Below are 15,478 nucleotides of genomic sequence, written 5' to 3' on the forward strand. Positions count from 1 at the left end.
AACCTCGAGTCACGTTACACACGGCGCCCAAGGTCTTTTCAGCGCTCGGCATCTTTAAGTTTACCAAGCACGGATAAAAGCAAATCCGTTGATCTCACCCAATTGAATTGGCGCCGAAGTTCACTTGCCACTCGACTTTTGGTGTGCACATCCGGCGGGAAATTAGCCAATTGATGCATGGCATTCGCCCAATCCTGAGGTCTATCCGGATCACAAAAAATCACCATGCCAGGCAGCAATTCTGTCATGGCAGGTCTCGTGCTGCATATGCAGGGAACTTCAAGCATCAGTGCTTCTAACGGAGGCAAACCAAAGCCTTCATATAAACTGGGGAAAAGTAACCCTCTGGATCGTTTCAATACTCTCGCCAACTGCCCGTCAGTCAGGCGACCAACTGGGTGTATTTTCCCACCGCTGCCGGAAGCCAACTCCGCAGAAAATCCTTTCGGTGATTTTCCAACGACGACCAAATGATAGTCGTGTGCATTACTAAAGCCCATGGCCTTGATCACTACGTCGATATTCTTATGGTAGTCGTTAGAGCCTATGCAGACGAAATAAGGCGCGTCGGGGGTGAGCGAATCCACGCTTTCGTCTTCCTGCCAATCTACAACATCGACACCATTGTAAACGACGTGGATTTTTTCCTTCGGGATACCAATGATCCGCGAAATATCGTCCGAACTGCTTTCACTGACGGTTACAATAAGGTCGGCATTTCTGATTGAATGAATATATCTATGCTTCCATTCGAAGATAGTTGATTTCTGGAATATGTCCTCAAACAGCAAAGGAATGACATCGTGCACCATAACAACAGAACGAGGAGGCAGCTCTGAGGGACACCAATGAACAGAAGGGAAAAAATGAATAGGTTTTTCGCAGGCTGATCCAACGGAGAAGTTGGCGAGCACTTCTCGCTTTATTAGTTCCTTCAATATCTCACGCGCAACTCTGCCAACACCTCGTCTATCAACTAAAGTATCGGTACTATATTGGATGTTGAGACCCTGAACACATAAAGGAAAATATTCGGGACAATTGAAAGCTTCCTGTGACTTCGAGACCGTTCTCTGTTTTGGAAACCGCTTCCTTATCGCTCTTCGTATCAGACGCTCAGGATTAAGTGCACGGAGTGTCGCTCTGAAGCCACCTCTACCATTTTTCACTTTTTCATCGCCAACCCGACCTCCAGTCAATTGTGTAGATATGACATCATTTGAAACGCGATTGACCACTTCCCGAGCATATTTTGAAGCTAGCAGGGAGTTGAGTTCTTTAGCAATTTTCAGCTCATCTTCGTGGTTCGGCAGATCAAGGGCCATTGCGTACCTTTCGAAAGAGTGACCATAGTTGATGCCCCGCCTTGTATTTTTAGCTGGCTGACAGAGCAAAAACACTATCCCATTTTAAACACAGGAATAAAAAGGCCGAAAAATAAAACGGCCTACTCAGAAAACAGTTCCTCGCACTCCTCCTCAACGATTGCTATTATTCTCAAGTTACCCGCTGGCAGCCAGCAGGTCCTCGGCCTCGTAGATGGCGCAGACGATGTGGTAGAAAGTGCTGGCCGGTGCCGGTTCGTCCAGCATCGGCTTGTCGGCCGGCCATTTGTCGAACCAAAGCCCTTTGACCGGTGTGTCGAGGAAAGGCTGCAGCGCGCCGATGGCCCTCAGGCCCGAGGCAAGATAACGCTGTCTTTCTTCACCAATGGTCACGCTGGCAAGGCGCAAGGCTGCCTTCAGCCATTCCGTCTGCGGCCAGAGCCGTGCCAGCCCGTCATGTACCGAAAAATCATCGTACAAGCTCATGATCGCGACCTTGCGGCGTGGGCAGATGCCATGCGCTTCCCCGATCTCGAACATGCGCTTGGCCTTGGCAATTGCCTCGCCATTGTTGCGCAGGCTGCCCCAGCGCACCAGAAGCCAGGCCCATTCGAACTGGTGACCGGGCTCCATTATGCGGCCCTTCTCGCCTTCAAACGGCATCCAGTCATGGCCGAAGAATTCGCGTAGCCCGCCATTGGTGCCATCGATGAAGCGGGTGAGTGCAAGGCCGGCGATCTCGTCGGCCAGCGCGGTCCATGGACCTTCGGGGTCCTGCACTTCCCAGGCAAGCATCGCCTCGAAAACATGCATATGCGGATTGGAGCACAGCGGCGTGCGCGGCGGGTTCGCTTCCTCAAAGCCGGCGACGGGGTGTTTGTAGTCGCGATTGAGGACGGCGAGGATATCGAGCGCCCGGGCACGCATCTCGTCCTTGCGGTCGGGAAGGGCTGCGGCCGTCTGTGCTGCGGCGAAAAGCGCGAAAGCCTGATTGTAGAGATCGAAGGACGGATCGATCAGCTTGCCGGTCTGGTCGGCAAGGTTGCCGTAAAGGCCGTTATCGAGGCGATAGACCTTTTCGAACCAGCTCAGCCCATGCAGCAACGCATCCTTCCACGGACCCTGCCAGCCGTTCTGGCCGGCGGCAGCGAAACAATAGGCCTGACGGGGCTGCACGCGGGCGCGGCGGTCATCAGAAAAAACCGGTTTCGCATCCTGGCCGAGGCGCTCGTAAAAACCGCCGTCCGGACGGGCCGAGCCCACCTCCCACCACAGCGGCAGTGCGTCCTCTTCAAGCCATTTCCGTAAGGTTCCGATCTCTTCGGCAAGCGCCTGCGCGATACTCGGAAATTGCACAGTCATGCGTCAATTCTCTCTTCAATCGTATTTAGTGACCAATACGCTAAGGAAATTCGGAAACAAAGGTATCAACTGACGTTTAGAGCCTTTATCAAGCTAAAAACACAAGTAAGCGCCACACCCGGCGCTCGAAGAAAATCCGGTATTCCATATCGATCTCAGCTGACCAAGAACGTTGTTTACGTTGCCACGCCTCGGCCGAAATGAAGCCGCCGTCTCCCTGAAAGCCGGAGATGTCGCCGAACTTGGCATTGATGGCCTTGGCAAGCAGCGCCAAATCGTGACAGCATTCGGCCAATAGACAGAATGAGGGATGATGATTGGAATGACGGCGATCGAAAAACTGGCCCAGGGCCTTGTGAAAGCAGGCCTGAACAGCAGCAAAATTGCGCTGGCGACAATCGAGGCGGATGGCCTCGTTCCAGAAGGCCTTGAGGAAGCCATTGCCGTTCAACGAGCTTTCGTTGAAGTTTCCGGTAAAACAGTGGAAGGCTGGAAGCTGGCGATCCGGCCGGACGGGAACGCGGTCGCTGCGCCGATGGTCGATTGTTACCGGATCGGTGACGACGCTATCGCGTCTTTTCCCGGAGCGGACATTGAAGGCATCGAGGTGGAAATCTGCTTCACCCTCGCCACCGATATTCCCGTCGCAACCGCCACCCCGCTCAGCAGAGCCGATATACTGACGCATATCGACGCCGTTCACCTCGGCGTCGAGCTGCTCGGCTACCGGTTGGCGGAAAAGAACCAGGTCCCCTTCCCGCTCTTTCTGGCGGATCGCCTTGCCAATCGCGGGTTTGTTCTCGGGCCGGAAATCGACGCGGCAATCATTAATACCTTAGCCGAAAATACCGGGGATCTGCCGCATCTGACGGTGACCGAAGGTACAGAGCTTCGTTTCGATGCGGTGGTGAAACACCCAAATATCGATCCGCTCGCCCCGCTTATCGCTTTCGCCAATTCCCCCCTCAACAGGGATGGAACGCTGAAGCGCGGACAGATCGTCACCACCGGCAGTCTTTGTGGTGCGATAACAAGCGACCTTGCCGCCGAAACCTATATCGATATGAAAGCGGTCGGGGCTTTCACACTTTCATGCTTTTGATCGTCGCCTTCGGCCATCGACGCGGATAGTGCTTCCGCGTCGATGGCGATTTTGGTCGAGACGTTACGGATCTAAGGCGTCATGTTTCGAAGAACCCCTTTCGGGCTGCTTCATATCCCGTCGGCCAATCTTCGTCCGGCGATCCTATCCGGCTTTCGTCGTCGCCGTCGTGTCCACGCGGCCCGAAAACCAGTTGGCCAGCAACGCGCCGGAGATATTGTGCCAGACGCTGAAGATGGCGCTGGGCACAGCTGCGAGAGGCGAGAAATATGCCGTCGCAAGAGCGGCACCGAGACCGGAGTTCTGCATGCCCACCTCGATGGCGATTGCCTTGCGCTTGGTGAGTGAGAGGCCGGTCGCCTTTGCCGCGAAATAGCCGAGCAGATAACCGAGCCCATTATGAAGAACCACGACCGCAAAGATCATCAGGCCGGACTGCACGATCGCGCCCTTCGATGCGCCGACAACCGCCGAGACGATCAAAACGATACCGATGACGCTCACGAGCGGCAAAGCCGGCACGGCCGCCTTGACGACACCTGGCAAAAGCTTCTGCAAGGCAGCACCAAGGGCCAAGGGAACCAGCACGACCTTGACGATGCTCAGGAACATTGCCCAACCATCGACCGGCAGGAACTGGCTGGCAAACAACCAGACGAGGAAGGGCGTCACCAGAGGAGCAGCAAGCGTCGTCACTGACGTGCAGGCGACGGAGAGGGCGACGTCGCCCTTCGACAAATATGTCATGACATTGGAGGATGTCCCTCCCGGGCAGCAGCCAACTAGGATCACGCCTGCTGCCACTTCCGGCGGCATGGGAATGATCCGGGTCAGCAGGACCGCAAGCAGCGGCATGATGAGGAACTGGCCGAGCACCCCGATGGTAACATCGACCGGGCGCTTTACGACTTCACGAAAATCGTCGACCGAAAGTGTGAGCCCCATGCCGAACATGATGATCGACAGAAGCGTGACGATCCACGGTCCAATCTGCTTGAACGTATCTGGAAAATAAAAGCCGAGCACGGCAAACAAGATGACCCAGACCGCAAAGGTTTTGCCCACAAAAGCCGAAACGGCTGCCAGCGATTTCATGTCTACACTCCCAAAATGAATATGAAACCCCCTCTAGACTCCTAGGGTGCTCTGTCAAGGTCATTACGCCGTTGCTACAACCTCGCGGTCAAAAACGATACGTCGCAAATCCCGGAAGATCGAATACCTCTAGGTCAACAAGCTCAGTTGGCCAAATCTAGCCAACATTGACCGCGACATCTGCCCCACCAAATATGGAGCCAGATTGATGGCAAAACCCCTTAGGACGCACCCATATCTAGCGCGACTCAAATTCTCATTTGGCCTTGCTTTTTCATATCCTCATTTGTGTTCAGAAATGCTTATTTTATCAGCGGCTTCGATCCGTATAACCGAACAAGCGCGCGTGGGCGCATAAGGATCACGACAGCCTATGTCATCGACGCCAAAGGTGTTGTTTCGAACCGAGGCAGGTCCATAAGCCGCATCCCGTGGACTTCATTTCGGTTCATCTTCACTATACGAGTGGCGTCGGCACCACTGGGTTACCAGTCTACAGCGCGTCTGCGGACGCTTATCGCGGCAAGCGCCAGCAGCGTTAAGAAACCTGGGGATGTAGACAAGCGAGCCGCGACCGAATCCCGTTTGCTCGAGGAAATGACGGCCACCCATGCCGACCAAAACGAGACGATGAACAGGATTGAAAGAATAGGTTGTACCCTGTGGTTCATCACGCTGCGGTGGCTGCGACCTGAGCTCAAACGAGTTTGTGCTACGGGTGAAGCTCAGTCGCTGGCGTTCGCGGCCTGTTCGAGCTTTTCGATGTGCTCGCGGCAGAGCGTCTCAACCAGCTTGTGAAGTTCGGCGGTCCGCTCCTGAAGCCAAGTAAGTGCCTCTTCAGAAACCTCGAAACGCTTCGAATAGCGTGCCTTGACGTAGGCCTCATTCAGAATGTTGTACCACGTGGTAAATCGCTGACGGTCGCGCGGCCAGATGTCGATCAAACGGTGATCACGACCTTCTGAAAGTCCACGCAGGAATTTGAGATTGTGCGACGCAGGGGAATAGTTTGTCAGTGTCAGGAGGTAGCAGTTGTAGGCGCTCTCCACTGCCTGATGGAGATTGAAGGCCGCTAGGTGCAGGTTACCTTTCGCAACGAGATATTTTGCCACATCAGCGAAATCTCGCGCATCCGGGAAGTGCCGCAAAAAATGATCTTCTGCCACCCTGAGTGCATCGGCAGGGCTGAGCTGTTTCGCCTCTGCGAGCGGCCGATCGTCGAATTCGTAAAGAACAACACCTTCGCGGGCGAGATCAACGAAGAAGTATTGGCCATCATTTAGGAAATTACTGATTTCGCGAGCGCCGTGCACGATGAGGCCCACGGGCGTCTCGATCTCCTTGTCCCACATCAGCCGGTCTGTTGTCTTGTCCCAGTATTTGGGATCGGCCAGTTCCTTGTTGCTGACGATGACAAGGATGTCGAAATCCGAGCGATAGCCTTTCGACGTATGCGGTTCATCCACCCAGGTGCCACGCGCGTAAGAACCAAACAGAATGATTTTGAAAATGCGTCCATCCTTCTTGGCGTCAGACTTGGAGCGCTCCACCAGATCAGCAAACTCTTCCTGAATAATTCCGACGACGCGCGCGAGCTCGCGCTGCTTTCGTTCCGGCAAATGTTCAACGCTGGTCTTCATGTCTGCTCCGTTTCTGGACGGCATCCTCTATGGGCCATTGTAAACTTCTTTGAAACTCCGATTTTTGGTCGCCGCCAATCGCATGCTTGTCTCCCGCTAGCGCAATCTTCCGGCGCGTTGTCTGCGCCCTCACCTGTTTTTCCAGTCGCGCCAGCAAACCCAATCCTCGTATCGTCCACCCCTTGTCCCCCGCCACTGATCAATCGTGCGATCGGTTTACGCATATCGCCCTCCCCTGATTGACGCGCTTGTGTCCCTATTCAAACACGAGCAATTGCCACTTGGCGAATACTACTTTTAGTAGTAGAAATGCCTCATGGAACGTGATATTGCGGGCGCTTCCGGCGCGGGTCTTGCCTCATGCCTTGTCAGGACCGGCATCCTCCCAGCGCACCCCATGCTGAACCGGATGGAATTGCCGCAGGATATGATATTCGTCCCAATTTCCTGATGGATCGGTTCATAGTTTAGGGAACAAAATACCCGGGGCCGATAGAGCCACAACCTACGCATAAACCCAGGAAGCACAACACCTTGCAGTAGAAGATATATGTCGATTGCATCGACATATTAAATCCCACATGTCGACTAAATAAGGAAATATCGACATGGCATGCTGCCGGTTTATGGGACACGAGGTTAAGCTAATCCCACCTTGTTTTCAATTCCATAGGGCTGAGATAGCTCCGTGTCCACGAAACCGGCAGCAGGCCAGTTCTTCATCCATGGAACGTCGATGTCAGATTAGGTGGCAGCGAGCAACGTGGGGGCAGACCACCGGTTACCTTCCAGCTTGCCACCACAACGATGTCCACACTGCCGTAAAAAGTAGTTTCAGGGAAAATTGCTATCAGCTTACGCGCTATTGGCATTTTTTTCACAGGTCAAAACAAGAACCTCCTGGCAAATGAAGACGAGAATTGCATACCTTCTGTCCTTCGGGGGTGCCATGTAACTCGTCCAGAAGCCGGCTCAAGATTGTCCTGACTTCGTCATCACCGTTGTGCTCGATATAAAACCGGGACAGATTTTTACCGGTTTCCTGTCGTTGGGCCAGTAGCAGATACGCTGTCGCCGTGGTCCAGAAACCGGGAGTGTCCTCCGGAAGCGACTCTGGAAGTTCTGCAAAACCGCGGCGCGAAATCTTCAAGCCGAGCAGCGTATTGTCGGTCTCCAGGATCGTGCCGAGAAGGAAGAAAAATGCACGCCTCCCAGCCAATGCCGATATGTCAGGCACGTGTGCAATATAGAACATTCCAGGCTGCACTTGGAGCTTATCAGTTGATGAAATCGTGGACGGGCGGTCGGGCTGCGTCCCTTTTGCCCATCCCCGCAGGAAGTTACTCAGGATAGGGTTGCGGGGCAAAGCCTCACGTCTGATGGACTCATTATCAAGCTTGATTTCTGGGAGCGGTGTGTCGGCAAGAAGAGATTGCGGCTGAAACAATGCGGTATCAGGCGCAAACAGCAGCCAATGGAACTGTGAATAGAGAATGTCCGGTTTCGATTTTGACTCATAGCGCCTCGCCTGACGCGCAAACTCAGATAAAACGGCCTTTCTAAGAAACTTTTTGTCATCGGCGGAAACGAGTCCTTGAAGCTCTGGAGCCATGAAACTCCAGATTGCCTGCTCGGTCGGCCAACCATTGCGGAATTTCGCATCCCTAATAAGAGGACCCCACTCGTTCAGAGCCTTCTCAATATCCACACGCATCCGTGGTGTACCGATACGATAGAGAAACGACCAAACGCGCAGTTTGGCGTTTCGGACCTCGTGCAACCTGTTGGCGGACGGATCAATAGTGAGGGACGCAAATAAGGCGGTATGCGTTGGACCGCTGCTCGCGCTAAGAAAACGCTCTTGGTTCCGGGTCAGGGTGGGGAGCCATAGCAAGTTGGACAACTTTCCAGCAGGAATATCGGGCGTGATCAGGCGGGTCGAAAAGCCGTCCGGTTTGCTCGATCTAATGCTTTGAAAGAAATCGAAAAATGAATCGTAGCTAAACGCCTCGGCTCTGATTGCCGCATCAAACGCTGGTAAAACCATGTCCGTCACGAGCTTTTCGGCGGGCAAGGGGTAAAGGTGCCTGTTGCTCCATATGTTGCTGCTACTCGCCGCCAAGATTATAAGTCCGACAACAATAGGAATTATTTCTATACCGGTGACAAAAATTAATGGCCAGTCTTGGCTGGCAGGCGAGTAAGGCTGCAGGTGGTTGCGCCGCCGGACCAAGTCCCAAATGTGTTTTTTATCCGTCTTGATAATACGTTTGATCCAGGATCGGAGTGTGAGCCTCCGGAAAAGGATCCCAAAAGTCAGACGTAATGATAGCAAGGACAAAAGCGAGACAGCGGCTAAACGAATGTCTGTGCCATTACCAATTCCCCATGCCAGATAGGCGGTAACAAGAGTGAGTCCGAAAATGGTAAGACCAAACCAGAGATTTATCGACCGCATGATGTAATACGACGGCATCAGCGTCTTGGTGCAATCGAACGAGAAAGGCCAGCGCCCCTTCTCCAAAGCCTCGTGATAATATGAGTTGAGATCAATTGTCTCTAGGCGTGGTGGTTGATCTTCCAAGGGGAAGAGCGGGATTTTTCCATTGAAGTAAGCCGGTTTGCCCTGACTACTTCTGCGCAAAATAGCATTGCCGCGCTGCGCTTCGGCGAGCCAGTCGAAATAATGTTTTGCCGATTGCCAGCCGCAGACCGTGGTGAGAAGGCCCGGATTTTCCGAAAAATTAGCTCCCTCCTCAATGGCGTTGACCATTGCAGCGACGCCTTTTCCCTCCGTATAGTCTGACAACGGGATTGTATCACCCTTGGGCGGCAACAGTCCCTCGATACCTCTTGCGAGCGCTTGGATGAAGTTTGCATGTTCGGCAAAACTTAGCTCAATAGATGCGCGGTTTAATAGTTCTGTCCACTTGTCGACGCGCCAGTTGCCTTTCTGCGCAACTCCGCGTGTCCGTTCTCTTCCAAAGCTGATAAGTTCACCCAATTCATCTAGCAGCCGAGGTAGATTTTCTTTTCCGGCTTTCTCCTTCTGCGTGGGCTCCAAAAAAAACGGCGCTACGGCGCGTTGTGAGTCATTTTCAAGCTCAGCCGGATTGTCGGGATTTTCAGAATTGCCGAAGCTGCCGGAACCCTCTGCAACTCCGTCTGTGCTTATGCCGTCAGGCGAAGATGGGTTGGCGATTAGCACGTCTACCATCCGGCACTTTACCGTCGCAAGCGCCTGCTTGCGAGCTTCGACCAGAAGCTGGAACCCTGTTGGGTCCTCATCCGGGCGAAAATCCCTGAGACGTCGCGAATAGGCTTTGCGGATCGCCTCCTCGTTGCTCAGGGGCTTGATGCCGAGCAACGCCCAACAATCGCCACTCATTGCGGCTGGCCCCACATTTGATCAAGCGCGTCCAGCTGTTTGGCAAACTTTTCCCGCAGTGGCCTCGCATCCCGCAGTCTCTGATTATCCAGAGCCGCGATAAACTGCGCCATTAATGCTGATATCTGTTGGCGCTGCTCGCCGATTGCCTCGGCGTAGAGGCGCTCCGCCCTTGCGACCAAGGCGAGGTTTTCTTGCTGCTCGCGCGGGGCCAACTTGATTTTCGATAGTTCCTTGAAGCGCAGAGCGATTTCGGATTCGGTCAGGCTGGATTGGTTTTGGAACACTTTACGCTTAAGTTCTCCTGTCGAGAGAATCTTGACCTCGACCTCGAGCGCGCCGCTGACATCATAAGTAAAGCGGACCCCAATGCATTGAGATCCGGCCTTGCCAAGCGGTACCGGCACCTCCAGATTTCCGATCAGAATGTTCTGTGAAGGCCGCATGTTCTCGCCTTGATAGACCTGTACATCAATCTTGGTCTGCCCATCGACGGTGGTGGAGTAAAACTGCTCGCGACTTTGCGGAATGATCGCGTTGCGTTCGATAATGGGCGACATCAGCAACTCGTTTAGGCCGTAGGCTTGCTCAACCGACGCAATACCCAATGTATAGGGGCACACATCAGTCATGATGATCTCGTCAAGCGCTTCGTGCCGTGCATGGAGCGCAGATTGAAGCGCCGTTCCGATGGCAATGGCGTGATCGGGATTAGGATGCAACAGGGGAAACCGCCCGAACAAACGGGTCGTCATGGTCTTGAGCAGCGGCATTCGCGATGCGCCACCCACCAGAACAATCTGACTAAGCGACGACGGATCTGTTTCGGAATCGCGAATGACCCTTTCGATCGGTCTCCGCAACCGAGTGATCAGCGGCTTCCACAGCTCCTCTGCCTCCAGTCGCGTAATTTTGCCCTCAACGTCTTTTCCAAAGATGTTGATATGATAAGCCGCGTCCTGGGTCTCGCTCAGAGCTGCCTTAATCCGCTCGGCCTCGTTCAAAAACCTGGCCCGATCCAGAGGCCGCTGGCTTTCGAAATCGATATTGTGGAGGTTCATGAGGTGTGAAGCCAAGCTGTCCCTGAAATCATTGCCACCTAGCATAGAGTCCCCGGCGGACGCCCGTATCTCCATAACCCCGTCGAACTTGTGTAATAGGGAAACGTCAAACGTGCCTCCTCCGAGATCAAGAATCAGAAATTGCCCATCCTCGGAGCTTGCGAGTCCATGGGCCAGTGCAGCGGCAGTCGGTTCGTTAATAAGTCTCGTTACATTCAGCCCTGCCAGATGCGCGGCATTGATGGTGGCCTTACGCTGCGGATCGCTGAAATAGGCCGGGATAGAAATAACCACATCAGATACTTCGATATCGAGCGCAGCCTCTGCGTCTCTTTTCAGGCTTCTCAGGACAAGCGCAGACAACTCCTCGGCGCGCCATGCCTTCTTCGCAAGTTTCACCTCGTGATTTGTCCCCATCCACCGTTTGAAGGATGCCACCGTTTTGTCCGGGTGAGTAACCAGCCTGTCGAGAGCTGGACGTCCGACAATTGCGTCGCCGTTATCCGCAATACTGACCACCGATGGTGTCAGAAAGTCGCCCAGCGCATTCTCGATCAGTTTCACGCCCTGATCAGTCCAGTGTGCTACTAAAGAGTTTGAGGTTCCAAGATCGATACCAATAAGCGCCATTAATCGTTCCATGTCCTAATTAAAGAAAAGACCTCGCACCAATCGCTCACTGAGACCAAGTTCGTGCACTTAATTTCTTATGAATTGCTATATCCAACCGCCCAGGACTTGCCGAGGCGCTTCACGCCTTCCTCAGCGATCGGTGCTAGGCCCTGTTGACAAAGTAGCTTCAGCCGCGCGTTGAAAACTACTTGTCTGCGTCTCCCAAAAAGGCTTCGATGCTAACTCCGTGAAGCCTTTGACGCGCTGCCGCGGACGTCAGCCTGACGTCGGGATTTTCCTCCACCGCCCTTCCATACCAATATTTTGCGGCATGAAGGTCGCCGATCTTCTCATAACACTCTCCCAAACGCTCACCGAGATATCATCCAACGACTGGTCGCCATCTGCCATGAAAAGATAAATCTTAATCGCGTCCGCTGCCTTCCCACTTGCGATCAGGTCTTTTGCTTGGCGCTCTAAATAATTGAAGTTATACAAGATTTATCTCCTGTTTTTACAGCGTGTGGCAGCTTCAGCTAAGCTGCACAACTCACGAACCGGCGCAAGTGTGGCAACCATATTTTTGCGGCGGCCAACACGAGAAAGGTAGCGAAGGATTTTTGGGTTTTGGCGTATCGGGTAGCGACGCGACGAAATTGCTTGAGCCTGTTGAACAGCCGCTCAATGCGGTTTCGGTCCCTCTAGGCTCTGAAGTCACAGGCGGGCGGGTCTTTGCGGTTGGCCCTCGGAGGGATGACGAGTTTGATCCCGTGGACCAACAACTCTTCGCGCAGAGCGTCGCTGTCATAGCCCTTGCAAGAAACAGTCTCAGCTTGCCAACCGGCATTGCCAGAAGATCGGGAACGGCATTGTAATCCGAAGCTACCTGTCAGGATGAAGCGAAGAGAACGTCCCTGACCGCCTGCACGGGCGTGGATTTTCGTCGAAAAGCCGCCGCGGGATTGACCAAGAGCTTCCTTATAAGTCCCCCTTTTGCCGCCGCAGCCTGAGAATGGCCGCGAACCCGTCGATCATATGCTGCCAGTCATCGGCCAGCCTAAGTTCGACAAGCGCCTCCAACAGCGCGTCCCATAGAGTGACAACATGGTGGTAACGAAACTGTCATTCACTCCCTGGATCGCCGAAGATTTTGTATTCAACACGGTGCATCCGCCCAAGAGAAGAGAGACGACAATTATCCAAGCCTCGCCGGCCGATTTGCCGCTCAATCTTGGGCGTGGTTTCGGTTGCTATAGTATTTGCCGCGCCTTCAGTAGTTTGTCCAGCAGTGCCGTTCGACCCAGCGCTTCCGGGCCTGGTCTGCCCGAGCTTTTCAGCAATGCCGGGGCGGCTCAAATTGTCTCAACGGTGGCTCGTATTGCATAGCCGAAATTCTTACGCTCCACCCAACCAGACATCGTTTGCCCACGTTGCGAGGTTGGGCCAAGTCTCGGTCGTTGGACCGTTGTGGTCCCAGAAATGTATTTTGCCGTCGGGCGCGATGCAGTAGTAGTCACCGTTGTCTTCACATATTGGAAGCCAATCGTGGGGTAGGCCAGCGCTGCGGCCTTGTTCAATAGCCGATCTCAATTCCCCATAAACGCCACCCATCTCTTCATTTAGAGTAAGTGGCGACAGGTAACCCATGAAAGCATTAGATATGTTCTTGAGGAATTTTTTATAGTCTTCCGAGAATTCGAAACCCGTGGCGGCTTCGTATCTCGCTATTAGAGCATCATCTGGAAGCGGAATTTTACGTTTTCGCGGATCATCTAGTCGATTCACTTCACTAATAATCGCGTCAATATGTTCAGTCACCAGATACATCTCCTAGAAATCGTTTGCTCGGCTTGGACGGAATCCGGATATCGCGCTACCAATTCGATTGTCTAAAGACGTTCGGCATAAGCGGCCGCGTTCAGCCGCTGGTTTGAGAGGCCACCGAAGCCTCCATTGACCGATCGCATTTCCATGTCGGGATATCTGCCCGGAACCATCGATATGTGCCCACAAGTTTGGCAGGGTTACGCAGATACTAGACGGCTTTTATTGGTAATCGTACGGCATGTAGCGGGCTAGCGGAAGTTGATAAAAACTATTATTTCAAATAGATAAGCAAGCATTTCCCGTCCTTTTCCCCCACAAGACTGATCGGTCGAACATCATCACCTCCATCGATAGATATCTCTACCGGCAAGCCTTGATTTTCAAAAGACTGAAGTTCCTTTATCAACTCTTCAATGGTTTTCCCATTATTAACCCAATCCTTATGATCTGTGTTTTTGACGCTCATTATAAATCCCCTATACGTTTCAGATTTGTGTCGTAAGTTCCGAGGCGCGTCCCCTTAACGAGACAAAGCCATCGCCGGAACCGGCACCAACGCCTGACTTTTTGGACGACGAGGCGCTGTCATGGTGTTCTTGGGCGGCGATAACTGAGACGCTTTCGCCTTCGACGGCGATGTTTTGGCCCGCGGTGACACTCGAGCCGGCAATTGCGAGATTTTTGCTGGCATTGAGGTTCACATTGCCGGATGCAGCGAGTTCGGACCCGACCGTCTCCTCGTCATAGGTGTGATGCCGCTCACTTGCCTTCGACAGGGAACCGGATCTGGAATTCGATGTGTCCGTCTCCATGAAGTTTCTGCCCGCACTGACGATCAGGCCGCCGCCCACATCGATATTGAGATCAGCCGCGACCCTGTCAGGCGCCGCGATCCGGCTGCCGATGATGTTCAGGTCGCCTGATCCAGCCGTGCCCGCAGAGACGGAGACGTTGCCACCGGCCGTCAGCGATGAACCCTTTATGCCTGCTGGCATCTTCCGCACCTGCTTGGTAGGAACACGCTGGTCAGTGCTGTCACTGTAGCAGCTTGTTTGCGCACCGTTTAGGTTACAATTCGCTAAACTGACTTATAACCTGCGAAACAGTCATATTTCTCCAAGTCAAATCTGAACCCATACCGCTGAAAAAGCTTTTCGTTCGCTTCTGCGTTAATTTGATACTCTCCATATAGAAGTGGATCTTCGTCGGGTACGTTTAGCACTTCCCTAAAAAATTGAAGATCACTTTTTTCGAGCTGTAACATGTTCACGAGTGCAGCACTCTCGCTTTGGAACATGCTGATGATTAAATAAATTCCCATCGCCGCACCTCACATTCTTGTACTTCGACCAGGTTTCCGCGCTTTGTTTGCTTCCCAGTTTTAGGATCGTATTCACCTAAATGTTCTTCCCATTTTTATCATGTGGAAAACGAAGAAGAGGCGTGGTGCTGCTGATGGCCAATACAGGCACAGACGCCAATCCTGGAGGACAGTCCCTCGCAGACGGCTGCCGATCCTCATAGCCTGCTAGAAACCAAGCCCGGCTATGGCCGTCTCTGTGACGGCGTTGACGCCGCCGCTATCCGAAAGGCGCTCGGCCGAGCGCATGATGCTTTTTGCTGCCTTGCCGGCCTGACTGGTCACCGGAGTCGTCATTCCAGAAAAATTTTCTCATGCATCTCATGATAATTGGTTCGGTCGTTGACCGTCAGGAGGTTGATATTGTTACGGGCAAAGAGGGTCCACATCGCACTTGGTGGAGAAAGGAGTTCTCTAGCTAACAGTAATTTCCGTAATCGCCACCCGCATTCTAAGCTGCTTCTGCCCCGAGCGCGTAATCGAATTCGCTGAAAGAAAATTCGAACCCATACCTTTCGACCAGTTTCTCTGCCAGTTCTTCACTTAAATCGTAATAATCATACATACATGGATCGTCAGCTTTGACCTCGAATATTGTTTTCAGATATTCGAAATCTTCACTTGGAATACGCATCTTCTTGACAAGGAATCTACTTCCCTTCTTTTCAAAGGCAGCAATATACCGTTCAACCTTGTGCATAACAGG

16 protein-coding genes and 1 pseudogene are annotated in these 15,478 nt (G+C 53.1%); 2 read left to right on the plus strand and 15 right to left on the minus strand.

What is annotated here, in order from left to right; genetic code table 11:
• Nucleotides 1-38: 38 nt before the first annotated feature.
• The 3 genes from ACZ5A6_RS20520 to ACZ5A6_RS20530 form a co-directional block, all read right to left on the minus strand.
• Nucleotides 39-1,325 carry a glycosyltransferase family 4 protein gene (locus ACZ5A6_RS20520; RefSeq protein ID WP_464111351.1) on the minus strand — a complete coding sequence of 429 codons (1,287 nt, stop codon included), beginning with the start codon at nt 1,323-1,325 and terminating at the stop codon, nt 39-41.
• A 177-nt stretch (nt 1,326-1,502) separates the two neighbouring features.
• On the minus strand, nt 1,503-2,687 hold the full coding sequence (locus ACZ5A6_RS20525; protein WP_464111352.1) for an AGE family epimerase/isomerase: 1,185 nt from the start codon (nt 2,685-2,687) through the stop codon (nt 1,503-1,505).
• A gap of 88 nt (nt 2,688-2,775) precedes the next feature.
• A complete protein-coding gene (locus ACZ5A6_RS20530) occupies nt 2,776-2,961 on the minus strand; it encodes a hypothetical protein (RefSeq protein ID WP_464111353.1) in 186 nt (61 codons plus the stop codon).
• Between the two features lie 48 nt (nt 2,962-3,009).
• Between ACZ5A6_RS20530 and ACZ5A6_RS20535 the strand changes: the two genes are divergently transcribed.
• Entirely contained in the window at nt 3,010-3,789 is a 780-nt protein-coding gene (locus ACZ5A6_RS20535; protein WP_464111354.1) for a 2-keto-4-pentenoate hydratase, read from the plus strand.
• A 144-nt stretch (nt 3,790-3,933) separates the two neighbouring features.
• Here the strand turns inward: ACZ5A6_RS20535 and ACZ5A6_RS20540 are convergent, their stop codons facing one another.
• Entirely contained in the window at nt 3,934-4,884 is a 951-nt protein-coding gene (locus ACZ5A6_RS20540; protein ID WP_065703333.1) for a bile acid:sodium symporter family protein, read from the minus strand.
• A 725-nt stretch (nt 4,885-5,609) separates the two neighbouring features.
• A complete protein-coding gene (locus tag ACZ5A6_RS20545) occupies nt 5,610-6,524 on the minus strand; it encodes a nucleotidyltransferase and HEPN domain-containing protein (RefSeq protein ID WP_464111355.1) in 915 nt (304 codons plus the stop codon).
• Nucleotides 6,525-6,840: 316 nt separating this feature from the next.
• Between ACZ5A6_RS20545 and ACZ5A6_RS20550 the strand changes: the two genes are divergently transcribed.
• The gene (locus ACZ5A6_RS20550; RefSeq protein ID WP_464111356.1) at nt 6,841-6,975 is read left to right on the plus strand and encodes an HAD hydrolase-like protein; all 135 of its coding nucleotides are present in this window, start codon (nt 6,841-6,843) and stop codon (nt 6,973-6,975) included.
• 426 nt (nt 6,976-7,401) lie between these two features.
• Here the strand turns inward: ACZ5A6_RS20550 and ACZ5A6_RS20555 are convergent, their stop codons facing one another.
• The 10 genes and pseudogenes from ACZ5A6_RS20555 to ACZ5A6_RS20600 all read right to left on the minus strand — a co-directional run bounded on the left by ACZ5A6_RS20555 (nt 7,402) and on the right by ACZ5A6_RS20600 (nt 15,472).
• Nucleotides 7,402-9,912, minus strand: coding sequence for a hypothetical protein (locus tag ACZ5A6_RS20555; protein ID WP_464111357.1), 2,511 nt, complete (start codon nt 9,910-9,912; stop codon nt 7,402-7,404).
• Nucleotides 9,909-11,603 carry an Hsp70 family protein gene (locus ACZ5A6_RS20560; RefSeq protein WP_080801867.1) on the minus strand — a complete coding sequence of 565 codons (1,695 nt, stop codon included), beginning with the start codon at nt 11,601-11,603 and terminating at the stop codon, nt 9,909-9,911. Before ACZ5A6_RS20560 ends, ACZ5A6_RS20555 begins: the two co-directional genes overlap by 4 nt.
• A 258-nt stretch (nt 11,604-11,861) precedes the next feature.
• Nucleotides 11,862-12,083 (minus strand): hypothetical protein, encoded by a 222-nt coding sequence (locus tag ACZ5A6_RS20565; RefSeq protein WP_019567044.1) that lies wholly within the window; start codon nt 12,081-12,083, stop codon nt 11,862-11,864.
• 38 nt (nt 12,084-12,121) lie between these two features.
• Nucleotides 12,122-12,680 (minus strand): annotated as a pseudogene (locus ACZ5A6_RS20570) (IS5 family transposase); the annotation flags it as partial.
• A gap of 300 nt (nt 12,681-12,980) precedes the next feature.
• Nucleotides 12,981-13,412, minus strand: a complete 432-nt coding sequence (locus tag ACZ5A6_RS20575; protein ID WP_019567043.1) for an SMI1/KNR4 family protein — start codon at nt 13,410-13,412, stop codon at nt 12,981-12,983.
• 271 nt (nt 13,413-13,683) lie between these two features.
• Nucleotides 13,684-13,878 (minus strand): hypothetical protein, encoded by a 195-nt coding sequence (locus ACZ5A6_RS20580; protein ID WP_019567041.1) that lies wholly within the window; start codon nt 13,876-13,878, stop codon nt 13,684-13,686.
• Nucleotides 13,879-13,897: 19 nt separating this feature from the next.
• Nucleotides 13,898-14,407: a hemagglutinin repeat-containing protein gene (locus ACZ5A6_RS20585; protein WP_019567040.1), complete on the minus strand. Its 510-nt coding sequence runs from the start codon at nt 14,405-14,407 to the stop codon at nt 13,898-13,900.
• An 83-nt stretch (nt 14,408-14,490) separates the two neighbouring features.
• Nucleotides 14,491-14,733 carry a DUF7683 domain-containing protein gene (locus ACZ5A6_RS20590; protein WP_019567039.1) on the minus strand — a complete coding sequence of 81 codons (243 nt, stop codon included), beginning with the start codon at nt 14,731-14,733 and terminating at the stop codon, nt 14,491-14,493.
• Nucleotides 14,734-14,940: 207 nt separating this feature from the next.
• On the minus strand, nt 14,941-15,069 hold the full coding sequence (locus ACZ5A6_RS20595) for a hypothetical protein (RefSeq protein WP_019567038.1): 129 nt from the start codon (nt 15,067-15,069) through the stop codon (nt 14,941-14,943).
• Nucleotides 15,070-15,223: 154 nt separating this feature from the next.
• On the minus strand, nt 15,224-15,472 hold the full coding sequence (locus ACZ5A6_RS20600; protein WP_019567036.1) for a DUF7683 domain-containing protein: 249 nt from the start codon (nt 15,470-15,472) through the stop codon (nt 15,224-15,226).
• Between the last annotated feature and the right edge of the window lie 6 nt (nt 15,473-15,478).

It is taken from the genome of Agrobacterium sp. 6Ca8 (assembly GCF_055382765.1).